Annotated in this window: 21 protein-coding genes; 9 read left to right on the top strand and 12 right to left on the bottom strand. The window is 69.9% G+C overall.

Going from position 1 to position 19,743, the window contains the following annotated elements; all coding sequences use genetic code 11:
• Positions 1-28 precede the first annotated feature (28 nt).
• Positions 29-1,423 (top strand): GH1 family beta-glucosidase, encoded by a 1,395-nt coding sequence (locus tag AMYAL_RS0112825; RefSeq protein WP_020631708.1) that lies wholly within the window; start codon positions 29-31, stop codon positions 1,421-1,423.
• Here AMYAL_RS0112825 and AMYAL_RS0112820 read toward each other — a convergent pair.
• Together AMYAL_RS0112820 and AMYAL_RS0112815 are read right to left on the bottom strand one after the other, a co-directional pair.
• Positions 1,398-2,537 carry an acyl-CoA dehydrogenase family protein gene (locus AMYAL_RS0112820; protein ID WP_020631707.1) on the bottom strand — a complete coding sequence of 380 codons (1,140 nt, stop codon included), beginning with the start codon at positions 2,535-2,537 and terminating at the stop codon, positions 1,398-1,400. The two genes, AMYAL_RS0112825 and AMYAL_RS0112820, sit on opposite strands and share 26 nt — an antisense overlap.
• Positions 2,534-4,885, bottom strand: coding sequence for a bifunctional salicylyl-CoA 5-hydroxylase/oxidoreductase (locus AMYAL_RS0112815; RefSeq protein ID WP_020631706.1), 2,352 nt, complete (start codon positions 4,883-4,885; stop codon positions 2,534-2,536). Before AMYAL_RS0112815 ends, AMYAL_RS0112820 begins: the two co-directional genes overlap by 4 nt.
• A gap of 48 nt (positions 4,886-4,933) precedes the next feature.
• Here AMYAL_RS0112815 and AMYAL_RS0112810 point away from each other — a divergent pair, with 48 nt between their 5' ends.
• On the top strand, positions 4,934-5,332 hold the full coding sequence (locus AMYAL_RS0112810; protein WP_020631705.1) for a RidA family protein: 399 nt from the start codon (positions 4,934-4,936) through the stop codon (positions 5,330-5,332).
• Here AMYAL_RS0112810 and AMYAL_RS0112805 read toward each other — a convergent pair.
• Complete coding sequence (locus tag AMYAL_RS0112805; protein ID WP_020631704.1) at positions 5,329-6,177, bottom strand: PaaX family transcriptional regulator; 849 nt, start codon at positions 6,175-6,177, stop codon at positions 5,329-5,331. The genes AMYAL_RS0112810 and AMYAL_RS0112805 overlap by 4 nt on opposite strands.
• 72 nt (positions 6,178-6,249) lie before the next feature.
• Here AMYAL_RS0112805 and AMYAL_RS0112800 point away from each other — a divergent pair, with 72 nt between their 5' ends.
• From AMYAL_RS0112800 to AMYAL_RS0112790, 3 genes are read left to right on the top strand one after another with little or no spacing between them, the layout of a single operon-like run.
• Positions 6,250-6,924: a cytochrome P450 family protein gene (locus AMYAL_RS0112800; RefSeq protein WP_020631703.1), complete on the top strand. Its 675-nt coding sequence runs from the start codon at positions 6,250-6,252 to the stop codon at positions 6,922-6,924.
• Positions 6,925-6,961: 37 nt separating this feature from the next.
• Positions 6,962-7,312, top strand: a complete 351-nt coding sequence (locus tag AMYAL_RS0112795) for a PLDc N-terminal domain-containing protein (RefSeq protein WP_020631702.1) — start codon at positions 6,962-6,964, stop codon at positions 7,310-7,312.
• Between the two features lie 47 nt (positions 7,313-7,359).
• On the top strand, positions 7,360-7,767 hold the full coding sequence (locus tag AMYAL_RS0112790; RefSeq protein ID WP_209447309.1) for a nitroreductase family deazaflavin-dependent oxidoreductase: 408 nt from the start codon (positions 7,360-7,362) through the stop codon (positions 7,765-7,767).
• Between the two features lies 1 nt (position 7,768).
• On the opposite strand, the gene AMYAL_RS0112785 is transcribed toward AMYAL_RS0112790, so the two are convergent.
• Complete coding sequence (locus AMYAL_RS0112785) at positions 7,769-8,950, bottom strand: acyltransferase family protein (protein ID WP_026467013.1); 1,182 nt, start codon at positions 8,948-8,950, stop codon at positions 7,769-7,771.
• Positions 8,951-9,047: 97 nt separating this feature from the next.
• Positions 9,048-10,382: an FAD-binding oxidoreductase gene (locus tag AMYAL_RS0112780; RefSeq protein ID WP_020631699.1), complete on the bottom strand. Its 1,335-nt coding sequence runs from the start codon at positions 10,380-10,382 to the stop codon at positions 9,048-9,050.
• A gap of 70 nt (positions 10,383-10,452) precedes the next feature.
• On the opposite strand from AMYAL_RS0112780, the gene AMYAL_RS0112775 reads away from it, so the two are divergent.
• On the top strand, positions 10,453-11,337 hold the full coding sequence (locus tag AMYAL_RS0112775) for a LysR family transcriptional regulator (RefSeq protein ID WP_020631698.1): 885 nt from the start codon (positions 10,453-10,455) through the stop codon (positions 11,335-11,337).
• Here AMYAL_RS0112775 and AMYAL_RS0112770 read toward each other — a convergent pair.
• The 3 genes from AMYAL_RS0112770 to AMYAL_RS0112760 form a co-directional block, all read right to left on the bottom strand.
• A complete protein-coding gene (locus AMYAL_RS0112770) occupies positions 11,306-12,400 on the bottom strand; it encodes a methyltransferase (RefSeq protein WP_026467012.1) in 1,095 nt (364 codons plus the stop codon). The two genes, AMYAL_RS0112775 and AMYAL_RS0112770, sit on opposite strands and share 32 nt — an antisense overlap.
• 125 nt (positions 12,401-12,525) lie before the next feature.
• Complete coding sequence (locus AMYAL_RS0112765; protein WP_020631696.1) at positions 12,526-13,350, bottom strand: SDR family oxidoreductase; 825 nt, start codon at positions 13,348-13,350, stop codon at positions 12,526-12,528.
• Positions 13,347-13,919 carry an antibiotic biosynthesis monooxygenase gene (locus tag AMYAL_RS0112760; protein WP_020631695.1) on the bottom strand — a complete coding sequence of 191 codons (573 nt, stop codon included), beginning with the start codon at positions 13,917-13,919 and terminating at the stop codon, positions 13,347-13,349. Before AMYAL_RS0112760 ends, AMYAL_RS0112765 begins: the two co-directional genes overlap by 4 nt.
• 76 nt (positions 13,920-13,995) lie before the next feature.
• On the opposite strand from AMYAL_RS0112760, the gene soxR reads away from it, so the two are divergent.
• Entirely contained in the window at positions 13,996-14,442 is a 447-nt protein-coding gene (soxR, locus tag AMYAL_RS0112755; protein WP_020631694.1) for a redox-sensitive transcriptional activator SoxR, read from the top strand.
• Here soxR and AMYAL_RS0112750 read toward each other — a convergent pair.
• From AMYAL_RS0112750 to AMYAL_RS0112740, 3 genes are all read right to left on the bottom strand, one after another.
• Positions 14,432-15,649: an RNA polymerase sigma factor gene (locus AMYAL_RS0112750; RefSeq protein ID WP_020631693.1), complete on the bottom strand. Its 1,218-nt coding sequence runs from the start codon at positions 15,647-15,649 to the stop codon at positions 14,432-14,434. The two genes, soxR and AMYAL_RS0112750, sit on opposite strands and share 11 nt — an antisense overlap.
• On the bottom strand, positions 15,640-16,005 hold the full coding sequence (locus AMYAL_RS0112745; RefSeq protein ID WP_020631692.1) for a YciI family protein: 366 nt from the start codon (positions 16,003-16,005) through the stop codon (positions 15,640-15,642). The genes AMYAL_RS0112750 and AMYAL_RS0112745 overlap by 10 nt, the downstream gene beginning before the upstream one ends.
• A gap of 91 nt (positions 16,006-16,096) precedes the next feature.
• Entirely contained in the window at positions 16,097-17,641 is a 1,545-nt protein-coding gene (locus tag AMYAL_RS0112740; RefSeq protein WP_051137664.1) for a S1 family serine peptidase, read from the bottom strand.
• A gap of 169 nt (positions 17,642-17,810) precedes the next feature.
• Here AMYAL_RS0112740 and AMYAL_RS0112735 point away from each other — a divergent pair, with 169 nt between their 5' ends.
• On the top strand, positions 17,811-18,578 hold the full coding sequence (locus tag AMYAL_RS0112735) for an SDR family oxidoreductase (RefSeq protein WP_020631690.1): 768 nt from the start codon (positions 17,811-17,813) through the stop codon (positions 18,576-18,578).
• A gap of 9 nt (positions 18,579-18,587) precedes the next feature.
• Here the strand turns inward: AMYAL_RS0112735 and AMYAL_RS0112730 are convergent, their stop codons facing one another.
• Positions 18,588-19,124 carry a TetR/AcrR family transcriptional regulator gene (locus AMYAL_RS0112730; protein WP_020631689.1) on the bottom strand — a complete coding sequence of 179 codons (537 nt, stop codon included), beginning with the start codon at positions 19,122-19,124 and terminating at the stop codon, positions 18,588-18,590.
• A 90-nt stretch (positions 19,125-19,214) separates the two neighbouring features.
• Between AMYAL_RS0112730 and AMYAL_RS0112725 the strand changes: the two genes are divergently transcribed.
• Positions 19,215-19,709 carry a DoxX family protein gene (locus tag AMYAL_RS0112725; protein ID WP_020631688.1) on the top strand — a complete coding sequence of 165 codons (495 nt, stop codon included), beginning with the start codon at positions 19,215-19,217 and terminating at the stop codon, positions 19,707-19,709.
• Positions 19,710-19,743: the final 34 nt, after the last annotated feature.

The raw sequence follows: 19,743 nt of genomic DNA, 5'->3' as shown, positions 1-19,743 counted from the left end.
CTGGTGAAATAAGGCGGGGAGGGGGGCCATGACCGGGGAGAAAGAGCTCATCGGCACGTTGCCGTCCGGCTTCCGCTGGGGGGTCGGCAGCTCGGCGTACCAGATCGAAGGCGCGGTCGCCGAAGACGGACGAACACCGTCCATTTGGGACACCTACGCCCAGTCCCCGTGGTCGATCGACAACGGGGACACCGGCGAGGTCGCCTGCGACCACTACCACCGGATGCCTGCCGACATCGCGCTGGTGAAGGAACTCGGCGTCGACACCTACCGCTTCTCCGTTTCCTGGTCACGGGTGCAGCCGCGCGGGCGCGGCGGCGTCAACCCCGCCGGGATCGCCTTCTACGACCGGCTGGTCGACGAACTGCTCAACAACGGCATCGACCCGTGGCTGACGCTGTACCACTGGGATCTGCCGCAGCATCTGGAGGACGCGGGCGGCTGGCCCGCGCGCGACACCGCCGTCCGGTTCGCCGACTACGCGATGCTCGTGTTCGAGCGGCTGAGCGACCGTGTCCGCCACTGGACCACACTGAGCGAGCCGTGGTGCACGGCCATGCACGGCTACGTCCACGGGGTGATGGCGCCCGGCCGCCGGGACGCGAAGGCGGGGATGGCGGCGGCGCATCACCTGCTGCTCGGCCACGGCCTCGCGGTGCGGCGTATGCGTGAACTCGCGCCGTCCGGGACGAAGTTCGGCATCACGCTCAACCTGAGCACCGCCGACCCGGCCACCTCCAGCGCGGCCGACCGCGAGGCCGCCCGGTTCGAGGACGGCCTCGGGACCAGGTTCTATCTCGACGCGCTCGTGCACGGCCGGTACCCGGAGGACATCCTCGATGACCTCGCGCGGCAGGGCATCCGCCTGCCGTCCGAGCCGTGGGACCCGTCGATCATCGCGGCACCGCTCGACTTCCTCGGCGTCGACTACTACTTCGGGGCGCGGTACTCCGGGGTGGAGGAGAACGGGAACGCACTGGAGCAGTTCGGGATGCCCGCGTTCCGCAAGGTCCCGTTCGGGGCGCCGTCGACGGCGCTGGGATGGGAGATCGTGCCGCACAAGCTCACCGAACTGCTCGTCCGGATCAGCCGGGACTATCCCGGTTTGCCGCTGTACGTCACCGAAAACGGCGCCGCTTTCGCCGACGTCCCCGACGAGACCGGCTTCGTCCGCGACGACGACCGCGCCGCGTACCTGTCCGCGCACATCGCCGCCACGGCCGCCGCACGCCAGGCGGGCGCGGACGTCCGCGGCTACTTCGCCTGGTCCTTTTTGGACAGTTTTGAATGGGCCTACGGCTACGCCAAACGACTCGGCCTGGTGCGGGTCGACCGCGAGACCCTGGACCGGACGATCAAGCAGAGCGGGCTGGCGTACCGCGACATCGTCGAACGGGTCAAGAAATCAGCGAACGGGCGATGATCGTCCGCTGTACCTCGGACGCGCCTTCGTAGATCCGCGGCGCCCGGACCTCGCGGTAGAGGTGTTCGAGCAGGTGCCCGCGCCGCAGCGCCCGCGCGCCGTGGATCTGCACGGCCGAGTCGACGACGTACTGGGCCGTCTCGGTGGCGAACAGTTTCGCCATCGCGGCTCGGCCGGCGAGGTTCCGCTCGCCCGCGTCGTAGGCGGCGGCCGCGGCGTGGACGAGCAGGCGCGACGCCTCGGTGCGGGTCGCCATTTCGGCGAGCGTGTGTGCCACGGTCTGCTGCCGCAGCAACGGTCCGCCGAACGCGATCCGGGTCTGGGCGTGGGCGACGGCGGCGTCGAGCGCGGCCTGCGCCATCCCGACGGCGAACGCGCCGACACTCGGCCGGAACAGGTCCAGCGTCCGCATGGCGACGCCGAAACCGCGGTCCTGCTCGCCGAGCAGTTCTTCCCGCTCGACCCGCACGCCGTCGAACACCAGTGTGCCGATGGGGTGCGGGCTGACCAGGTCGAGATGCTCGCCCGAGAGACCGGCGCGGTCGGCGGGGACGACGAACGCGGAGACCCCGCGCGAGCCTGCTTCCTTTGTGGTGCGGGCGAAAACGCTGTAGAAGTCGGCTTCGGGGGCGTTGGAGATCCACATCTTCTCGCCGGTGAGGCGCCAGCCGTCACCATCGGGTTCGGCGGAGAGTTCCAAAGCCGCCGCGTCCGAGCCCGCGTTCGGTTCGGTGAGCGCGAAAGCGGCGACGGCGTCGCCCGCGGCCACGGCGGGGACCCACTTCGAGACCTGCGAATCCTGCCCGGATTGCAGGACCGGGTATGTACCCAGGCCCTGCAACGCCAACGCCGTCTCGGCTTCGGTGCTCTGGCTCGCGAGGGATTCCCGCAGGATGCAGAGATCCATCGCGGCGGCCTCCCGGCTCGGGCTGCCGCCGTCGACGCCGGGGAACAGCCGGGACAGCAGGCCGAGCGCGCCCATTTCCTTGAGCAGCGGCCGGTTCACCGCGCCTTCGGTGCCGGATTCGGCCAGTGGCCGGAGTTTCTCGGCGCCCAGGCGGCGGACCTCGATGGCGAAGGCCTGCTGTTCCGGGCTCAAGGAGAAGGCGGTCATCGGTCACTCCCTGGTCGCCAGCGGGCGTGCGCGGTGCCGGTTTCCCCCGCGCGTAGCAGTTCCAGCCGTGGTTTCGGCCCGTCGGTGCGGCCGCCCTGTGGTTTCCGGCGGCCCGCCGCGAACTGCTTCGGCCAGGGCATCGGGTAGTCCTGCTCGGCGGCCGCGTGCAGTGTCCACTGTGGATCGTAAAGATGGGTTCTGCCGAGAGCGCACAGATCCGCCCGGCCTGCCAGGATGAGCGAGTTGACGTCGTCGTAAGAGGAGATCGCGCCGACGGCGATCACCGCGATCCCGTACTCACGCCCGATCTCGTTGCGGATCCGGTCGGCGTAAGGCGTCTGGTAGCTGCGGCCGTACTCGGGCTTCTCCTCGCTGACGACCTGGCCGGTCGAGACGTCGATGCCGTCCGCGCCGTGCTCGGCGAACGCGCGGGCGATCTCGACGGCCTCGTCGGCGTCGACCCCGCCTTCGTGCCAGTCGGTCGCCGAGATGCGGACCGTCATCGGCCGGTCCGGCGGCCACGCCGCACGGACGGCGTCGAAGACTTCGAGCGGGAAACGCAGCCTGTTCTCCAGCGAACCGCCGTAGTCGTCGGTGCGCCGGTTGGTCAGCGGGGACAGGAAGGACGACAGCAGGTAGCCGTGCGCGCAGTGGAGTTCGAGCAGGTCGAACCCGGCGCGCGCGGCGGCGCGGGCGGATTCCGCGAACTGTTCACGGATTTCGGCCAGTTCGGGCACGGTCAGCTCGCGCGGGGTCTGATTCGCCTCTGCGTACGGGAGCGCGGACGGGCCGCAGATCTCCCAGTTGCCTTCCGGCAGCGGCTGGTCGATGCCGTCCCACATGAGTTTCGTCGAGCCCTTGCGCCCGGAATGGCCGAGCTGGACACCGATCCGCGCGGGGGTGTTGCCGTGGACGAAACCGGTGACCCTCGCCCAGGCCTGTTCCTGTTCCTCGGTGTACAGGCCGCCGCAGCCCGGCGTGATCCGGCCGGTCCCGGAGACGCAGACCATCTCCGTCATCACCAGCCCGGCGCCACCGAGCGCCTTGCTTCCCAGATGCACCAGGTGGAAATCGGTCGGGACGCCGTCCTCGGCCGAGTACATGTCCATCGGCGAGACGACGACGCGGTTCGCCACGTCCAGGTTCCCGATCCGGAACGGCTGGAACATCGGCGGCCGGACTTCACCATCCACAGTGGACGCCAGCCAGGTGTCCAGCTCGGCGGTGAACTCGGGGTCGCGCAGCCGGAGGTTGTCGTAGGTGACGCGGCGGCTGCGGGTGAGGATGTTGAACGCGAACTGCGCCGGGTCCTGATGGGTGTACTGGCCCATGTTCTCGAACCATTCCAGGCTCGCCTGCGCGGCGCGCTGGGTGGAGGTGACGACGGGGCGGCGTTCGGCCTCGTAGGCCGCCAGCCCACTGTCCAGATCGGACTGTTCGTGCAGGCAGGCGGCGAGCGCGAGCGCGTCCTCCATGGCGAGTTTCGTGCCGGAGCCGATGGAGAAATGCGCGGTGTGCGCGGCGTCGCCGAGCAGGACGACGTTCTCGTGCCGCCAGCTCTGACAGCGCACGGTGGCGAACGCGGTCCACTTCGAATTGTTGGCGAACACCTGGTGCCCGTCGAGGACGTCCGCGCACAGTTCGCGGATCACCTCGATCGACTTCTCGTCGCTCTCGCCCGGCGCGAGCGAGGTCGCGGCGATCTCGCCGAACGCGCGCTGCCAGACGTCCTCGTGCAGTTCGAGGATGAACGTGCTCGCGGTGTCGCCGTACGGGTAGCCGTGGATCTGCATGATCCCGTGCGGGGTTTCGAGCACGTGGAACTTGAAGGCGTCGAAGACGAGATCCGTGCCCAGCCAGATGTACTTGCAGCGGCGGGCCTGCAGGCTCGGCCGGAAGCTGTCGGCCAGGGCGTCGCGGGTCGGCGAATTGACGCCGTCCGCCGCGACGACGAGGTCGTACCCGGCGCTCGCCTCGGCCGCGCTCGGCGCCTCGGTGCGGAAGCGCACGTCCACGCCGAGTTCCGCGCAGCGTTCCTGGAGGATGCCGAGCAGCCGTTTGCGGCTCATCGCGGCGAACCCGTGCCCGCCGGAGGTGTGCACCGTGCCGCGGAAGTGGACGTCGATGTCGTCCCAGCGCGCGAACTCGCGCCGCATGGCCGCGTGGATCACCGGATCGGCGTGCTCGATGCCGCCGAGGGTCTCGTCGGAGAACACCACCCCGAACCCGAAGGTGTCGTCGGGCGCGTTGCGCTCCCAGACGGTGATCTCGTGTTCGGGATGGAGCTGTTTCGCCAGCGTGGCGAAGTAGAGCCCCGCCGGGCCGCCGCCTAACACCGCGATACGCACGTCGCTCAGGGTATGTCGCGGTATGTACGACCGTCAACGATACGGGATATGCTGACCCGCATGGAGCGCATCAACCCTCCCGAGCTCGGTCGTCCCTCCGGCTTCTCGCACGCCGTCTCGGCGAGCGGGCGATTCGTCTTCCTCGCCGGTCAGACGGCGCTGGACGCGGACAACCGCATCGTCGGCGACGGGGTGGTCGAGCAGTTCGAACGCGCGCTGTCCAATCTGCTCGCCGCGTTGCGCGCGGCGGGCGGGGAGCCGTCGGACCTGTGCAGCGTGACCATCTACATCGTCGACATGGACGACTACAAGGCCCACGCGCGCGAGATCGGCGCGGTGTGGAAGCGGCTGGCCGGTCGCGAGTACCCCGCGATGGCGGGGATCGGCGTCAGCCGGCTTTGGGACGTCGAAGCGCTGGTGGAGGTGCAGGGCTTCGCGGTCGTTTAGGGCAGCGTGCGCGAGACGTGCGCGGCCGCGGCTTCGCCCAGCCGCGAGTGCAGGGTGAAGAACAGGTCCGCCGCCCGGATCCCGGCCCAGCCGGGTGGCAGCAGTTCGGCGGGCAGGCCGGGGTCGAGATAGGGCAGCCGCCGCCAGTCGGTCAGCACCCGGACGTAGTCGGCGAACGCCTCGGCCTCGTCCGTGGTCTTGCGCCGCTGCCATCGCCGGAGCGCGGACGCGTGCTCGTCGAGGAACGCGGTGTACAGCGTTTCCAGCTGGTCGAGGTCCCACCAGTCGCGGATCTTCTCCCGCACGTCGCCGAACGCGAGGTGCTCGGCGTGGAAGAGATCGGCGTAGCCCTCCAGTTCGAGCCGCCGCAGCATGTCGGAGGTCGCGTCGCGCAGATGCGCGGGCGCGATCCAGACGCCGGACGACGCGGTCCCGAAACCGAGCCTGGCGAGCTGGGTGCGCAGGACATGCCTCTTGTGCCGTTCGGCTTCCGGGACGGAGAACACCGCGAGCAGCCAGCCGTCGCCGGGGGTCGCGCGTTCGCGGCGGAAGATCCGCTCGTCGCCTTCGCGCAGGATCGCCAGCGCGGTTTCGGAAAGTTCGTAGCCAGCCGCCCCGTTCCGGCGCACCGCGGAAAGGATCCCGCGCCGTTTCAGCCGGGAGATGGACGACCGGACGGCGGGTTCTTCGACGTCCACGCCCGCCAGGAGGTCGATCAGGGAACGGACCGAAAGCCAGCCGCCCTCACCGCGTGAATAGAGGCCGTACACGGTCACGATCAACTGGCGCGGTTGCGCCGTTCGCCCCGCGCCGTCGACTTCGGTTGTCTCCGACACGACCGTCACCCGGTCACCATACAACGGTGGTGAGCTCATGTTTCGGCCGTGACCGAAGCGTTCCGCACTTAGCGTCACGGGATGGAGAATCCGCTGATCGAAGCCCCCGTCCCGCCGGTGCCCCAGGACGTCGAACCGGGTGGTGTCCGGTGGTTGCGCGCGAACGTCGCCCGGTTCAGCGGCCCGGCGGACCACGCGCGGCGGCGGGCACTCGTGCTCGCCGAACTCGCGCCGATGACGTCCTTGCGGGACAAGGCTTTCGCGTTCACCAAGGCGCTGGACGGCGAGCCGGTGGAACGGATCCTGTGGACGGTCCCGGTCGCCGTCCTCGCCGCCGAATTGGGCCTCCCGGACGTTTCCCGCGACATCGCGACGGTGTCCGCGAGCTATCACCCGCACACCGGAATCGGGCCAGGCGCCGAAGAAGCCATGCGGCGGCTGGTCGAGGCCTGCGGTGGTGACGCCGGGGAGCGGACGGCCGCGCGGATCGGGCTCCTGGTGCAGGCCTGCGACGCGACGGCCAAGCTGCTCGGCAAGGCGCTGGCCGCTCACCGGACGGGTGAAGACGTCGCGAGCCTGCTCGACCGGGTCCTGCGGGAGGATCCGCCGGTCCGCGTCACCCGCCGGTGGGTGCAGGGTGAAGTGGTCGAGGTGGACCTGACGGAACGTCCGTTCGGAGCAGGCCCGAAACAGTGCCCCGGACAGGCGCCGGCGCTTCAAGTGGCCACGGGAATTCTCGACGTCCTGCTGTGCTAATAATGACCCCGGCAATCCGGAACTGGGGAGATTTTCGATGCTGTATTTCAATGGTTTGTTCGGCGTTCTCACGCTCGGTCTGTGGATCTTCTGCATCGTCGACGTCATCACCACCGACGAAGGATCGTGCCGCAACATGCCCAAGGGGATGTGGCTGCTGCTGGTGCTGATCGTCCCGCTGGTCGGCTCCATCGTCTGGCTCGTCGCCGGCCGCCCGCAGCACATCGCCCGCGCCCCGCGCGGCCGCTACGAACGGGAGAGCCCGAGGTTCCCGGAGTACGACCGGCCCGGTCGCTTCGCCGCGACGAGCGCCGAGGACGACGAAGAGTTCCTCCGCAAGTGTCGGGAGCGCGCCGAAGCGCAGCGCCGCAAGGCCCGCGAGAGCTGAGTTAACCTCGGCGACAGAGATCGACAATGGAGGAAAAGTTGTCCGAGATGCTCGACTGGAACAAGAACATCATCAAGGAGTTCCGCGAGAACGAGGGGAAGGTGGGCGGTCCGTTCGAGGGCGGCTCGCTGCTGCTCCTCACCACCACCGGGGCGAAGAGCGGCGAACCGCGCACCTCGCCGCTCGCGTACTCGGAGGACGACGGCAAGTACGTCATCGCCGCTTCGTACGCCGGGGCGGACAAGAACCCGGCCTGGTACCACAACATCGTGGCGAACCCGAAGGTCACCATCGAGGTCGGCACGGAGAAGTTCGAAGCGACCGCGACGGTCGTACTCGAAGACCGCGCTGAGCGTGACCGTCTTTACGCGAAGATGGTCAGCACGATGCCGGGCTTCGCCGACTATGAGAAGAAGACCGACCGGGTGATCCCGGTCGTCACGATCTCCCGCTGAGTCAGCGCGCGCCGCTGGGAGCCTCGACAGCGCTCGGCCGCTTGAGTTCGGCCTCGGCCGCACGCAGCGCCTTGCGCTCCTGGCGGCGCACGATCAGCTTCTTGCCGGTGAGGATCATCGGCTGCTCCACCCAGCGGTGGATCAGGTCCGCGATCCCGAGCCCGACCGCGAACACGGTCAGCGCGCTGATCATCCGGTGCTCACCCAGCGGCGGGATCGCCGCGACCACGGCGAAGTGCACCGGGCCCTGCAGCAGGTAGAGCGAGTACGAGCGCTCACCGACGAACCGCATCACCTTCGTCGCCAGCAGCCAGCGCAGCGGCCCCGGCGAGACCAGCACGACCAGCAGCATCGCCGAGAGCAGGCCGTAGGCGATCAGCAGGCCGAGGTTGCTGCCGGTCTCCCACCACAGGCTTTCCATGTTGACGTGCAGCAGGGCGAACGCGCCGAACACCGGGATCGCCGCGAGCGGATGGGTCAGCGGTTTGATCACCGCGTAGGACCGGCGGTAGTGCATCGCGATCGCCAGCACGCAGCCGATCAGCAGGATCGCGTAGTGCACCGTGGAGCGGTAGATCGGCACCTGCGGCCCGTTGAGCACCCAGCCGCTGGTGACCCCGACCAGCCCGGCCATCAGCGCGAACGCGGCGAACGCCAGCGCGAGCTTGCGCCAGGCCGCGGCCAGCCCGACCGCACCCGCGACCACCAGCAGGAACGGCCAGACCAGGTAGAACTTCTCCTCGATGCCCAGCGTCCACGAGCCGCTGAAGAAGTTGTCCGGGCCGGGAGGCATGCCGCCGGGCAGGAACTCGTTGAAGAACGTCAGGTAGTACTTCAGCGCTTCCGGGTAATTGCGGGTGAAGAACTCGCCGCGCAGCCAGGCGAACACCATGATGCCGCCGAGGATCACCAGGTACGGCGGCAGGATCCGGAACACCCGGCGCAGGTAGAACGCCGAAAGCGAGATCCGGCCGGTCCGGTCCTGCTCACGCAGCAGCAGCGTCGTGATCAGGAAACCGGACAGCACGAAGAAGATGTAGACACCGACCCAGCCGGACAGCCAGCTCCACTTCGGACCCGCGAAGTGGAAGAGGATCACGATGGTGGCCGCGATCGCGCGCAGCCCGTCGAGCGCGGGGAACCGACGCATGGCGAGGAACTCGTCATGGTCCAAAGTGCGCACAGTGCCCCCTAATGGCGGTATCGGCCCGGAAGTATACGGGTGCCGCCCACTGCGCCTTCGCCCCGGATGGGAGCCCTCTACCTGCTGATTTCGGAGGTCACCCAGCGTCACGCGCCGGTTCGACGTTGTGGGTCAGCCGGAACCGGTTCGCCGGGTCGACGGTGGCCTTGACCTCGGCGAGGCGCCGCAGATCGGCCGCGGAGTACACCTTGGACGCTTCCTCGGCGGCGCCGCTTTCGCCGTAGACGAAGGTCAGCAGTTTGCCGGTCGACCAGGGCTTCAGCGCGTCGAACAGCTTCCCGTGGGCGGCCTTGATCTCGGTCACTGGCGCGTCGTCCACTACGGACAGTGCCCGGACGGTGAAGCGGGCTTCGCGGTCCCAGCCGACGCCGGGGTGCTCCGGCGGATCGGACAGCGCGCCGCCGAGCAGGTCCAGCAGGACGACGGTCGGCACCGGGGCGTCCGGGCCCGCGTGTTCGAGGATCGCGTCGAGCATCGTGTCGTTGAGCTCGGACACGGTGACGTTGTCCGCGCGGTAGCCGTGCGGGAACGGCGGCTCGTTCGCGATCTTGCCCGATTCGGTGAACGGGATCTCGGCGAGCGTGTCACCCAGCGGCGTGGCGGCGGCGCGCAGCGGGGCGACGAGGCGTTCACCCTCGGCGGCGTCGCCGAGATAGGCGATCCGGATCTGCGCGACGTGCTGCCCGCGCAGCGGCTCGGGCACCATCGGCAGGTCCGGCATCGGGACCATGCCCAGCGACGACGTCATCTCGCGTGGCATCTCCGCCGCCCAGTCGCGCCAGGCGGCCAGCACCGCGGACAGCGACCCGGTGCCGAATTGCAGGCTGCCGCCGTACAGCCGGGTGACCGGGACGAGCCGGAATTCGAGCGCGGTGACGATCCCGAAGTTGTCGCGGCCGCCGCGCAGCGCCCAGAACAGGTCCTGTTCGGTGTCCGGGGTGGCGCGGCGGAGTTCGCCGTCGGCGGTCACGACCTCGATCGCGGTCACCTGGTCGGCGGCGAGCCCGTACTTGCGGCCTAGCAGGCTGAACCCGCCGCCGAGGGTGTAGCCGACGACGCCGACGCCGGGGAAGGAGCCGCTCAGCGGCGCCAGCCCGTGCCCGGCCGCCGCTTCGACGACCGCACCCCAGCGCACGCCCGCGTCGACCCGTGCGATCCCGTCTTCGATCCGGATCCCGGCCATCCGATGGGTGGTGACGAGGACGCCGCCTTCGAAGGGGACGCCCACGCCGTGCCCGGTCGAGTGCACGGCGACCGGGAGATCGTGCTCGGCGGCGTAGCGGACGGCTTCGACGACGTCGGCGGCGGACTCGGCGGCGACGATGACGTCGGGACGACGGGGCACAGCGGTCTGGAAGCCGGCGAGTTCGGTGTCGTAACCGGCGTCGCCGGAGCGGAGCAGTGTGGTCATGACCCCAGCGTGCGCGCGATCCGGTCAGAAGTCCAAGATCTGGTTTGTCTGGTAACTAGAATCATCGGTTATGGAACTGCGTCAGCTCGAATACTTCGTCGCGGTGGCCGACGAGGCGAACTTCACCCGCGCCGCCGAGCGGTTGCACGTCGCGCAGCCCGGCGTCAGCGCCCAGATCCGCCGCCTCGAACGCGAGCTCGGGCAGCCGCTGCTCGACCGGTCGGCCCGCGCGGTGCGGCTGACCGAGGTCGGTGCCGCCGCGCTGCCGTACGCGCGGGCCGCGCTCGCCGCCGTCGCCGGGGTGCGGCAGGCGGTCGACGACCTCGCCGGACTGGTCCGCGGCCAGGTCGCGATGGGCATGGTGTCCTCGCGTGGCCCGGTCAACCTGCCGGATCTGCTCGCCCGCTTCCACGAGCGCCACCCCGCCGTGGACATCACGCTCGCGGAGGCGACCTCCGACATCCTGCTCGCGGGCGTCGCCGACGGCCGGTTCGACATCGCCCTCATCGGGGTCTCCGGCGAACCGCCGCCGGGGATCGGCCTCGAGGTCGTCCTCGACGAGCCGCTCGTCGCCGTTTCCGGACCGGAGGATCCGCTCACCGCGCACGCCACGATCACCCTGACCGAATTGGAAAGCCGCTCGCTGGTCAGCCTGCCGAAGGGCACCGGGATGCGCGCGATCGTCGACGCGGCGTTCCTCGCCGACGGCGCCCAGCCGCGGGTGACGCTGGAGGCCGGCGATCCGAACGTCGTCGCCCAGCTGGTCGGGCGCGGGCTCGGCGTCGCCGTGGTGCCGATGTCGCTGGCGACGCATTACCCGGAACTGCACGCCATGGAGATCACGCGACCGGCCGGGCTGCGGGCGAAACTGGCGCTGGCCTGGCGGACGGAGGGGCCGGTCAGCCCCGCCGCCCGCGTGTTCATCAGTCAGGCACGGGCGCTGCTCGGGTTGTGAGCCGCCACAACGAAGTCACCTCCTTCGCGCGGGCGGCGTGCAACGGATCGCCCGGATCCGCGGCCTTCGGATGTCTCGGCAGGATGTCCTCCCGGCCCTGGACTTCGAGACCGGAACGCTCGAACGCGTCGAGGAGCCGCGCGCGGGTGCGCAGGCCCAGCAGTTCGGCGAGGTCGGACAGGATCAGCCAGGCCTCCCCACCAGGGGTGAGATGCCGGGGCAGCCGGTCCAGGAAGGCGTGGAGCATCCGGCTTCCGGGGTCGTAGACGGCGCGTTCGAGCGGGGTGTGCGCGCGGGCGGGCAGCCAAGGCGGATTGCAGACGACGAGTGGCGCGCGCCCCGGCGGGAACAGGTCCGTTTCAAGGGTTTCGACTCCGCTGAAACCGAGGCGCTCGAAGTTGTCGCGCGCGCAGGCGACGGCACGGGGTTCGTTGTCGGTCGCCACGACCCGTTCGACGCCGCGATGAGCGAGGACCGCGGCGAGCACGCCGGTCCCGGTGCCGATGTCGAACGCCAGTTCCTTCGAGGGCAAGGGAGTTCTCGCCACCAGGTCGACGTACTCGCCGCGGACGGGGGAGAACACCCCGTGGCGCGGATGGATCTTCGCGCCGAGCGCCGGGATGTCGACACCCTTCACCCGCCACTCGTGCGCGCCGACGACGCCGAGCAGTTCGCGCAAGGACACCAGCGACGCCGTCTCGGACGGCCCGTAGACCTCGGCGCAGGCCATGCGCACGTCCGGCCCGCGCCGCAACGGCAGGACGTGGCCGGGATCCAGCGGAACCAGCAGCCTGCCGAGGATCCGCGCTCGGCGCGCCTGATGGTTCCGCTGGTCCTGGAAGGGTTTCCCGGCCGCCGTGCCGCAGCGCCGGGACATCGCGGAGAGAAGGTTCCGCGCGCCGGGGAAGTCGCCGTGCCAGGCGAGCCCGGTGCCCGACGAGGCGAGCCGGAACGCTTCGTCGGCGGTGATCCCGTCGTCGACGGCGACGACGGTTCGAGGTGGTTTCGTACCGACGGTGGTCAGCCAGCGCCGACCACCGTCCATTGTGGACAGGGGGTTCATGGTTTCCGTTCCTGGATCCGCCCGTGGCGAAGAGACCCCGCGGGCGATGCTCGTCGGGGGACAAGGTCAGGAACGGCGGCTAGTGGACCGCCGCGGCATGAACCGGTGTCGACACGAAGCCGAGTTTAGCGGAAAGCGGCGGCGTGTTCGGCCGCCCAGACCTCGAAGTCCAGCCCCGCCCTGCCGGTGACGTCCTGGACGGTCGAGGTGACCGGGCCCGGTTCCGTCACCAGGCCCCGCATCCCGGTCAGCATGGTGTCGACGACGAAGTCCGGCATCTTCGTGAGCAGGGCGGCCCGCGCTTCTTCGAGCGGGATCTCCTCCCAGCGCGCCGGCCGTCCGGCGGCCTCGCCGATGATCCGGACCTGCTCGATCTGCGTCATCGCCCGCGTGCCGGTGAGCGCGTACTTCGCCCCCGCGTGCCCCTCGCCGGTCAGTGCCTCGACGGCCACCGCGGCCATGTCCTTCTCGTGGATCAGCGGCATCGACGCCTCGCCGTACGCGCCGCGGACGACGCCGTCGGCGCGGATCGAGGGTGCCCAGCCGAGCGTGTTGGCCGCGAACCCGTGCGGCCGCAGGAAAGTCCACTCCACGCCCGCGGCTTCGATCGCCTCCTCGACGACACGATGCCAGGCGCCGATGGGGTTGACCTGCTCGGTCAGGGAATCGTCGACGGCGCCCGAGGAAAGGAACACCACGCGCTTCACGCGCTCGCCGAGCAGCGAAACGGTGGTGACCAGTGCTTCGGCGGATCCGGAGAGCATCAGGAACACCGTGTCGACGCCGTCGAGTGCCGGCGCGATCGTTTCCGGTTTCGCCAGGTCGCCGCGGACACCGTCCGGCGGCGGGTTCCGGCTCAGCGGCCGGACCGGGACGTCTCGCGCCCGCAGTTGGGCGACCACTTGCGATCCGACGTTGCCCGTCGCGCCGGTGACCAGGATCGGCTTCATGCCGCCACCGCCGAGAAGACCGGGCGGTAGCGCTTGACCGACCCACCCGACATACCGGGATAGGCCTGCACCTTCTTCCACGCGTCCGTCGTGCCGATGCCGTTCGCGCCAGGGGCCGCGAGCGCGGCGAGATGAGCTTCGGCGCTGGTCCACTCGGCGTAGTTCAGCACCCGTGTCCCGTCGGTGCTCACGTGGAAGTAGCCCGAGATCCCGCCTTCCGGCCGCGCGGGTTCCGAGTCCAGCGCCTCGAAGACGAGGTCGATCCAGTCGCGTTGCCGTCGCTCGTCGGGTCCTTCGAATTCGACCGAGACGATCACGAGGCAGCCGGGCGTCCCCTCGCCGCGCTGCCCGCGATAGAGGCGGAACGCGGGGCCCTGGATGGCGTCTTCGGCGGCCCACTGCTCGTAGGTGAAGGCGCCGTCGTGGTCGATGCCCTCGTACGCGGTGAAAGAAACGAGTCCTTCGCGCTCCTCGAACGCCGCCCGCGCCGCGTCGATGTCCGGCCATTCCCGTGCCACCACGACCGTCGCCTCGTCCGGTGTCGGCCAATGTCCCCTGTGGATGGTCATTTCGGAGGTCCCCTGTGCTGTCATGCCTCCAGCATGAAACTTAAACAAGGGTTCAAGTCAAGCTAGGATGGGGCGCATGTCCGAACCGCTGCCCGAACTCACCATCGGAGAGCTGTCCCGGCGCAGTGGCGTCGCCACCTCCGCCCTGCGGTTCTACGAGCGCCAGGGCCTCATCAGCAGCAGGCGGACCAGCGGAAACCAGCGCCGCTACCCCCGCGCGGCACTCCGCCTGGTCGCGTTCATCCGCGCGTCGCACCATCTCGGCATCCCGCTGGAGGTGATCGGTGGGGTGCTCGACCTCCTGCCGGCGGGCACCGCGCCGGATCACGAGTTCTGGCGGCGCGCCTCCGCCTGCTGGAGCGCGGAACTGAACAAGCGCATCGAGCAGCTGGAGTGCATGCGCGACCGGTTCACCGAGTGCATCGGCTGCGGCTGCCTGTCCTTCGAGCAGTGCGCGCTGGTCAACCCCGGTGACGTCCTCGCCGCCAAGGGGCCGGGCGCGGCCCGGCTGATCACGGACTGACCGCGGCCAGTTTCCGTTCCAGCAACCGGCGTTCGGCGCTGTTCTCCACCTGCCCGATCGCCGTTTCGTAAGCCAGCGCCGATTCCGCCGGACGGCCGAGACGGTACAGCAGATCGGCCCGGATGGCGTGGTAGAGATGGTATTCCGCCAGTTCCAGGTCGTCGATCACGTCGAGTGCCGCCTGCGGGCCGTCCACTTCGGCGACCGCGACGGCCCGGTTGAGCGCGACGATCGGCGTCGGGTTCGCCGCCAGCAGCAGGTCGTACAGCCGGACGATCTGCGACCAGTCCGTGCTTCCCGCGTCGGGGGCGTCGCTGTGGACGGCGCTGATCGCCGCCTGGATCTGGTACGGGCCAGGCTGGTTCCGTCGCAAGCAGGCACGGACCAGCTCCTGCCCTTCGACGATCAGGTCCAGGTCCCAGCGCGACCGGTCCTGCTCCGCCAGCAGTACGACGTCGCCGTCCGCGCCGGTGCGGGCCGCGCGGCGGGACTCGGTGAGCAGCATCAGCGCCAGCAGCCCGGTGGCCTCCGGCTCGTCGGGCATGAGGTCGGTGAGCAGCCTGCCGAGCCGGATCGCCTCGGCGCACAGGTCCTCCCGCACCAGCCGTTCGCCCGAACTGGCCGTGTAGCCCTCGTTGAACACCAGGTAGATCACGGCGAGCACGGAACGCAACCGGTCCGGCAGATCGGCGTCTTCCGGGACGCGGTACGGGATCTTCGCGTCGCGGATCTTGCCCTTCGCCCGGACCAGCCGCTGCGCCATCGTCGTCTCGGGGACGAAGAACGCGTGCGCGATCTCGCCGGTGGTCAGCCCGCCCAGCAGTTTCAGGGTCAGCGCGACCTGCGCGGTGACGGCCAGCGCGGGGTGGCAGCAGGTGAAGATCAACCGTAAGCGGTCGTCGCGCACTGGTCCCTCCTCGGCTGGTTCGTCGCCGGCGCTGAGCAGCGCGGCCTGGGCGTGCTTGTCGTCGCGCGCGGCTTCGCGGCGCAACCGGTCGATGCCCTTGTTGCGGGCGGTCGTGATGATCCAGCCCGCCGGGCTCGGCGGCAGACCGGTGGACGGCCACCGGTCCACCGCCGTGGCGAAAGCGTCCTGAACCGCGTCTTCGGCGATGTCGATGCTGCCGAAGACGCGGACCAAGACGGCCACCGCGCGGCCGTACTCCTCGGTGAAGACCTGGCCGATCTCGTCGGTGGTCAGACGCACGTGGGGCCTTCTTCGCCCTGGAACGGCCGGACCTCGACCGGCAGGTAGGTGATCTCCGTGACCCGGCGGCCCCATTCGAGCGCGGCGTCCAGATCGGGCGCCTCGACGATGGTGAACCCGCCGAGATGTTCCTTGCCCTCGGCGTACGGGCCGTCCGTCATCGCGATCTCGCCGTTTTCCTTGGCCCGCAGCACGGTCGCCGTGGTCGGCGGGTGCAGCCCGCCCGCGAAGACCCAGGCGCCCGCGGCCTTCATCTCCTCGTTGAGCGCCTGGATCTTGCGCGCGATCGGCTCGAGGAACTCCGGCGGCGGGGTGGGGCCGTCGGGCTGGTAGAGGCTGATCAGGTACTGGGTCATGGTGTCCTCCTTGGTGTCACTGCCTATACGAAGGGCATCCCCTCGATTCGACAGCTGCGGAGAAATTTTCTTTCGGACCCATCGTCGCAGGTCAGGCCGAGGTGAGCCGGCAGCCAGGCCGGGACAGGTCGATCCGCGATCCCTTGGTCAGGCAGGCGGAGATCCGAAATACCTGCTGGCCGTAGCTGCGGCCCTTCAGCACCTTCACGGCTCCGTCCCGGCCGACCTCGCACGGGTTGCCCTCGGTGCAGTTCTCGCCGTCACGGTTGTGGGTGTTGTTGATGCCCACGACTGTCTGCCCGTCGCGGGACAGCAGAGCGGAGCCGGAGTAGCCGGGGCCGCTCACGCAGGTGTCGCTCGCGGCGTAGCGAACTGAGTCGTCCTGCTGGTATCCGGCTTCTCGAAGGTGCGGCACCACGGTCTCCACCGTGCAGCGCGGGCGGCTGCTGGAGTAGGCCATGAGGAGCCGGTCGCCTGCCCGCATCGGGGTGGTGGTCAGCCGGAAGACCTTCGCACCCTCCTTGGCGAGCTGTGCGTAGGTCTTGTCCAGCCGGTACAGCGCGATGTCGGTGCCGGTCATCGTCGCGTAGACCAGCCGGGTGGCGCGGGCACTGGTCTTCGGATAGCCCTCCCGGTCGGCGATGGTGACCGGGCGGGGCAGATCCGCGGGCCGGTCGACAAGGGCCTTCCCCGGCGCGGGCCGCCCGCTCGGTACGCAGTGGCCGTTGGTCAGTGCCAGGGCCGGGTCTTCGGGACGCGCGGTGGCAGCGCGCACCACCGCGCCCTTGCAGGAGCCCACCTCGGCCGTGCCCTCGATGTTCGGGATCGGGGAGTCCGGGGGCACGTCGGTGCCGGTCACGATGCCGTTGATCCAAGCGGAGTTCTTCGAGACGTCGGTGTACATGTCGGGGAAGTCGGCACCCCGGTCGCCGGGGCCGACGACCGTGCCTGCCAGTGCCCAGCCGTCACCCGAACGGATCAGGGCGGGCCCACCGGAATCCGTCGTGCCCGGCCCGACAGGAGGCTCGGAGCGGCCGACGCACAACGGCAGGATGCGCCCGTCGTCGTCCCAGCACCGGTCGAGCGGCACGATTTCGGTTTCCGCCTCGCGCAGTTTGCGCGGGAAGCACTTCGGATCCGCGAAGTCGTCGCAGCCGGTCGAAGCCGCGCCCCAGCCGAGGATGCGGACAGGAGTGCCGACGGCGGGAGTGGCCCCGGCGAGCCGGACGGGCTTGGCGCGCACGGGGTTGCGCAGATGCAGGAGCGCGATGTCCTCGCCCGGCGGGTTGTATGTGACGATGCGCCGGTAGAACTTGTCGACGTCGGTGACCTCGCCGCCGGTCATGGTGTCCAGGGAACCGACGCGGACCTTCCAGCCGCGGGGGACCCCGACGGCCGAGCCGGTCGGGGTGTTGGCGCAGTGGCCCGCGGTGACCGCCCACTGGGGCGCGATGAGCACCGCCCCGCACCGGTGTCCGTCCGGCCGGGGTGAGTCGTACTGGAGCGAAACCATGAAGTCGTAAGGCGTGGCGGACTCGGTGCCGCCGATGACGGCCGACGCCGGGACAGCGGCGGCCACCGTCGCTGTCAGCGCCAGCCCGGTCAGCAGCGCGAGGGATCGTAAACGGATACGCATGGGGATCACGGTGGCCGGGCCGTGTCCGCGGAACGCGATCAACCGGTAACAGTTCCGTGCGCGGCTCGCCCCTGCCTGGTACTGCCGGACCCAGGTTGAGCAGGCCGTGCCGGATCTCCGCGCGAGCCGGTTATCTGGACTCAGAACGAGTCACAGAGGAGAAACCGAGATGACGAACATCCAGGCACGGCACCAGAACAGGGTCGCCGTCGTCACCGGCGCGTCCAGCGGGATCGGCGAGGCGACCGCGCGGCGGCTCGCCGCCTCCGGTGCGGCGGTCGCGCTCGTCGCCCGCCGGACGGACCGGCTGGAAATCCTCGCCAAGGAGATCGAGCGGGACGGCGGTACCGCGCTCGTGCTCGCGGCCGACGTCGCCGACGCCGAAGCGATGCGGGCCGCGGCGGCCGAGGTCGAGGCGAAACTGGGCCGCGCGGACCTGCTGTTCAACAACGCGGGCGTGATGCTGGCCGCGCCGATCGACGAACTCGCGACCGACGACTGGCAGCGCATGATCGACGTCAACATGACGGGGCTGATGAACGCGATCGGCGCGTTCGTCCCGCACCTGGTCGCTTCGGCGGCCGAAAAGGGCGTCGCGGACCTCGTGAACACGTCGTCCATCGGCGCTCACGGGATCTTCCCGTCCTTCGCCGTCTACGCCGCTTCGAAGGCGTACGTGACGCACCTGTCGAAGAACCTCCGCGCGGACCTCGGCCCGAAGCACGTGCGGGTCGCGGCGATCGAGCCCGGCCTGGTCGAGACCGAACTGCAGGGCCACGTCACCGACACCGGTGCGCTGGAATGGCTCGACGGCATGCGCGAGACGCTGACCTGGCTGAAGCCGGACGACATCGCCGAGACCGTGGCGTTCCTGACCTCGCTCCCGGCGCGGGTGAACCTCCAGCAGGTCACCATCGTGCCCACCACGCAGGTCTGATCAGTCTGATCAGGGGAACAGGATCCGGGCGATCGCGCGGGCGGCGGTGTCCGGATCCTCGAGGTGCTCGGCACGCAGCGCGCCGGTGAGCCACAGGTTCGCGAAGCCGTGCATCAGCGACCACGCGGCGACCCCCGCCATCTCGTCGTCGCTGACCGACGACGCGCCACTGGTCAGCAGGAGGCCCGCGCGATCACGGGCGGCGGCCAGGGCGGGGTCGTCCTGGCGGTGGAGTTCGGGGCGGAACATCACCTCGAAATGCGCGCGATGCTCGATCGCGAACCGCACGTAGGCCACCCCGACCTCGGCGAAGTCACGCTCGCCCTCGGCCGTGAGGGTGTCCGCGAGCAGGTCGAATCCCTCCGCCGCCAGCGCGGTGAGCACCCCGGCCTTGTCGCCGAAATGGTGGACCGGCCCGGCGTGCGAGACACCCGCGCGCCGGGCGAGGTCGCGGAGGCTGATCCCGGCCGGGCCGTGTTCGGTGATCGCCGCGACGGCGGCGTCGAGCACGGCCCGGCGCAGGTCGCCGTGGTGGTACGGACTCATGCCGACGAATCTAGCCGCCGAATCTAGTCATTGACAAGATGGCCCGCGAGGGCGCATCTTGTCAGTGGAAAGTTTCGCTGCTCGGAGGGCATGGTCATGGATCCCGGTCTCGTACCCGTACTGATGCTGGTCGCCGTCACGGTGACCTTGTTCCTGCTGGGCGCCTTCGGTGTCCGGCGCTTGAAGCCCTGGCCGGTTGCCGTGCGCGGCGGCGTCGCGGCGCTGTTCGTCACGACCGGGCTCGCGCATTTCGTCGGCATGCGCGAAGAGCTCGTCGCGATGGTGCCGCCCGCGTTGCCCGCGCCCGGCCTGCTGGTCACCATCACCGGCGTCCTCGAACTGGCGGGCGCCGCGGGAGTGCTGTGGTCGCGCACGGCGCCGTGGGCGGCCGCCGGGCTGACCCTCCTGCTGCTGGGGATGTTCCCGGCGAACGTGTACAAGGCGCTGAACGGGCCGGTGGCGTCGGTGATGGACGAACTGGTGCCGCGGAGCCTGATGCAGGTGGTCTTCCTGGCCGCGACGGGTTCGCTGGTGCTGTATTACGCGCGGCCGTCGAACAGACCCTTTGCCCAAAGGAGACCTTAAGTCTTTCCCAAGTTCGGGCCCCGCTCCTGAAAAG

It is taken from the genome of Amycolatopsis alba DSM 44262 (assembly GCF_000384215.1).
In the GTDB taxonomy this organism is placed as follows: Bacteria; Actinomycetota; Actinomycetes; order Mycobacteriales; family Pseudonocardiaceae; genus Amycolatopsis; species Amycolatopsis alba.
Note: the sequence above shows the minus strand (reverse complement) of the source record. Positions and strands in the feature narration are given on the sequence as shown.

Coding starts and splice junctions, on each gene's coding strand:
- AMYAL_RS0112780 (WP_020631699.1), bottom strand. CDS start 10,382: ATGACCACACTGCTCCGCTCCGGCGACGCCGGTTACGACACCGAACTC.
- soxR (WP_020631694.1), top strand. CDS start 13,996: ATGTCCGAACCGCTGCCCGAACTCACCATCGGAGAGCTGTCCCGGCGC.
- AMYAL_RS0112735 (WP_020631690.1), top strand. CDS start 17,811: ATGACGAACATCCAGGCACGGCACCAGAACAGGGTCGCCGTCGTCACC.
- AMYAL_RS0112810 (WP_020631705.1), top strand. CDS start 4,934: ATGCTGACCCGCATGGAGCGCATCAACCCTCCCGAGCTCGGTCGTCCC.
- AMYAL_RS0112760 (WP_020631695.1), bottom strand. CDS start 13,919: ATGACCATCCACAGGGGACATTGGCCGACACCGGACGAGGCGACGGTC.
- AMYAL_RS0112730 (WP_020631689.1), bottom strand. CDS start 19,124: ATGAGTCCGTACCACCACGGCGACCTGCGCCGGGCCGTGCTCGACGCC.
- AMYAL_RS0112775 (WP_020631698.1), top strand. CDS start 10,453: ATGGAACTGCGTCAGCTCGAATACTTCGTCGCGGTGGCCGACGAGGCG.
- AMYAL_RS0112770 (WP_026467012.1), bottom strand. CDS start 12,400: ATGAACCCCCTGTCCACAATGGACGGTGGTCGGCGCTGGCTGACCACC.
- AMYAL_RS0112740 (WP_051137664.1), bottom strand. CDS start 17,641: ATGCGTATCCGTTTACGATCCCTCGCGCTGCTGACCGGGCTGGCGCTG.
- AMYAL_RS0112765 (WP_020631696.1), bottom strand. CDS start 13,350: ATGAAGCCGATCCTGGTCACCGGCGCGACGGGCAACGTCGGATCGCAA.
- AMYAL_RS0112745 (WP_020631692.1), bottom strand. CDS start 16,005: ATGACCCAGTACCTGATCAGCCTCTACCAGCCCGACGGCCCCACCCCG.
- AMYAL_RS0112820 (WP_020631707.1), bottom strand. CDS start 2,537: ATGACCGCCTTCTCCTTGAGCCCGGAACAGCAGGCCTTCGCCATCGAG.
- AMYAL_RS0112825 (WP_020631708.1), top strand. CDS start 29: ATGACCGGGGAGAAAGAGCTCATCGGCACGTTGCCGTCCGGCTTCCGC.
- AMYAL_RS0112795 (WP_020631702.1), top strand. CDS start 6,962: ATGCTGTATTTCAATGGTTTGTTCGGCGTTCTCACGCTCGGTCTGTGG.
- AMYAL_RS0112725 (WP_020631688.1), top strand. CDS start 19,215: ATGGTCATGGATCCCGGTCTCGTACCCGTACTGATGCTGGTCGCCGTC.
- AMYAL_RS0112800 (WP_020631703.1), top strand. CDS start 6,250: ATGGAGAATCCGCTGATCGAAGCCCCCGTCCCGCCGGTGCCCCAGGAC.
- AMYAL_RS0112790 (WP_209447309.1), top strand. CDS start 7,360: ATGCTCGACTGGAACAAGAACATCATCAAGGAGTTCCGCGAGAACGAG.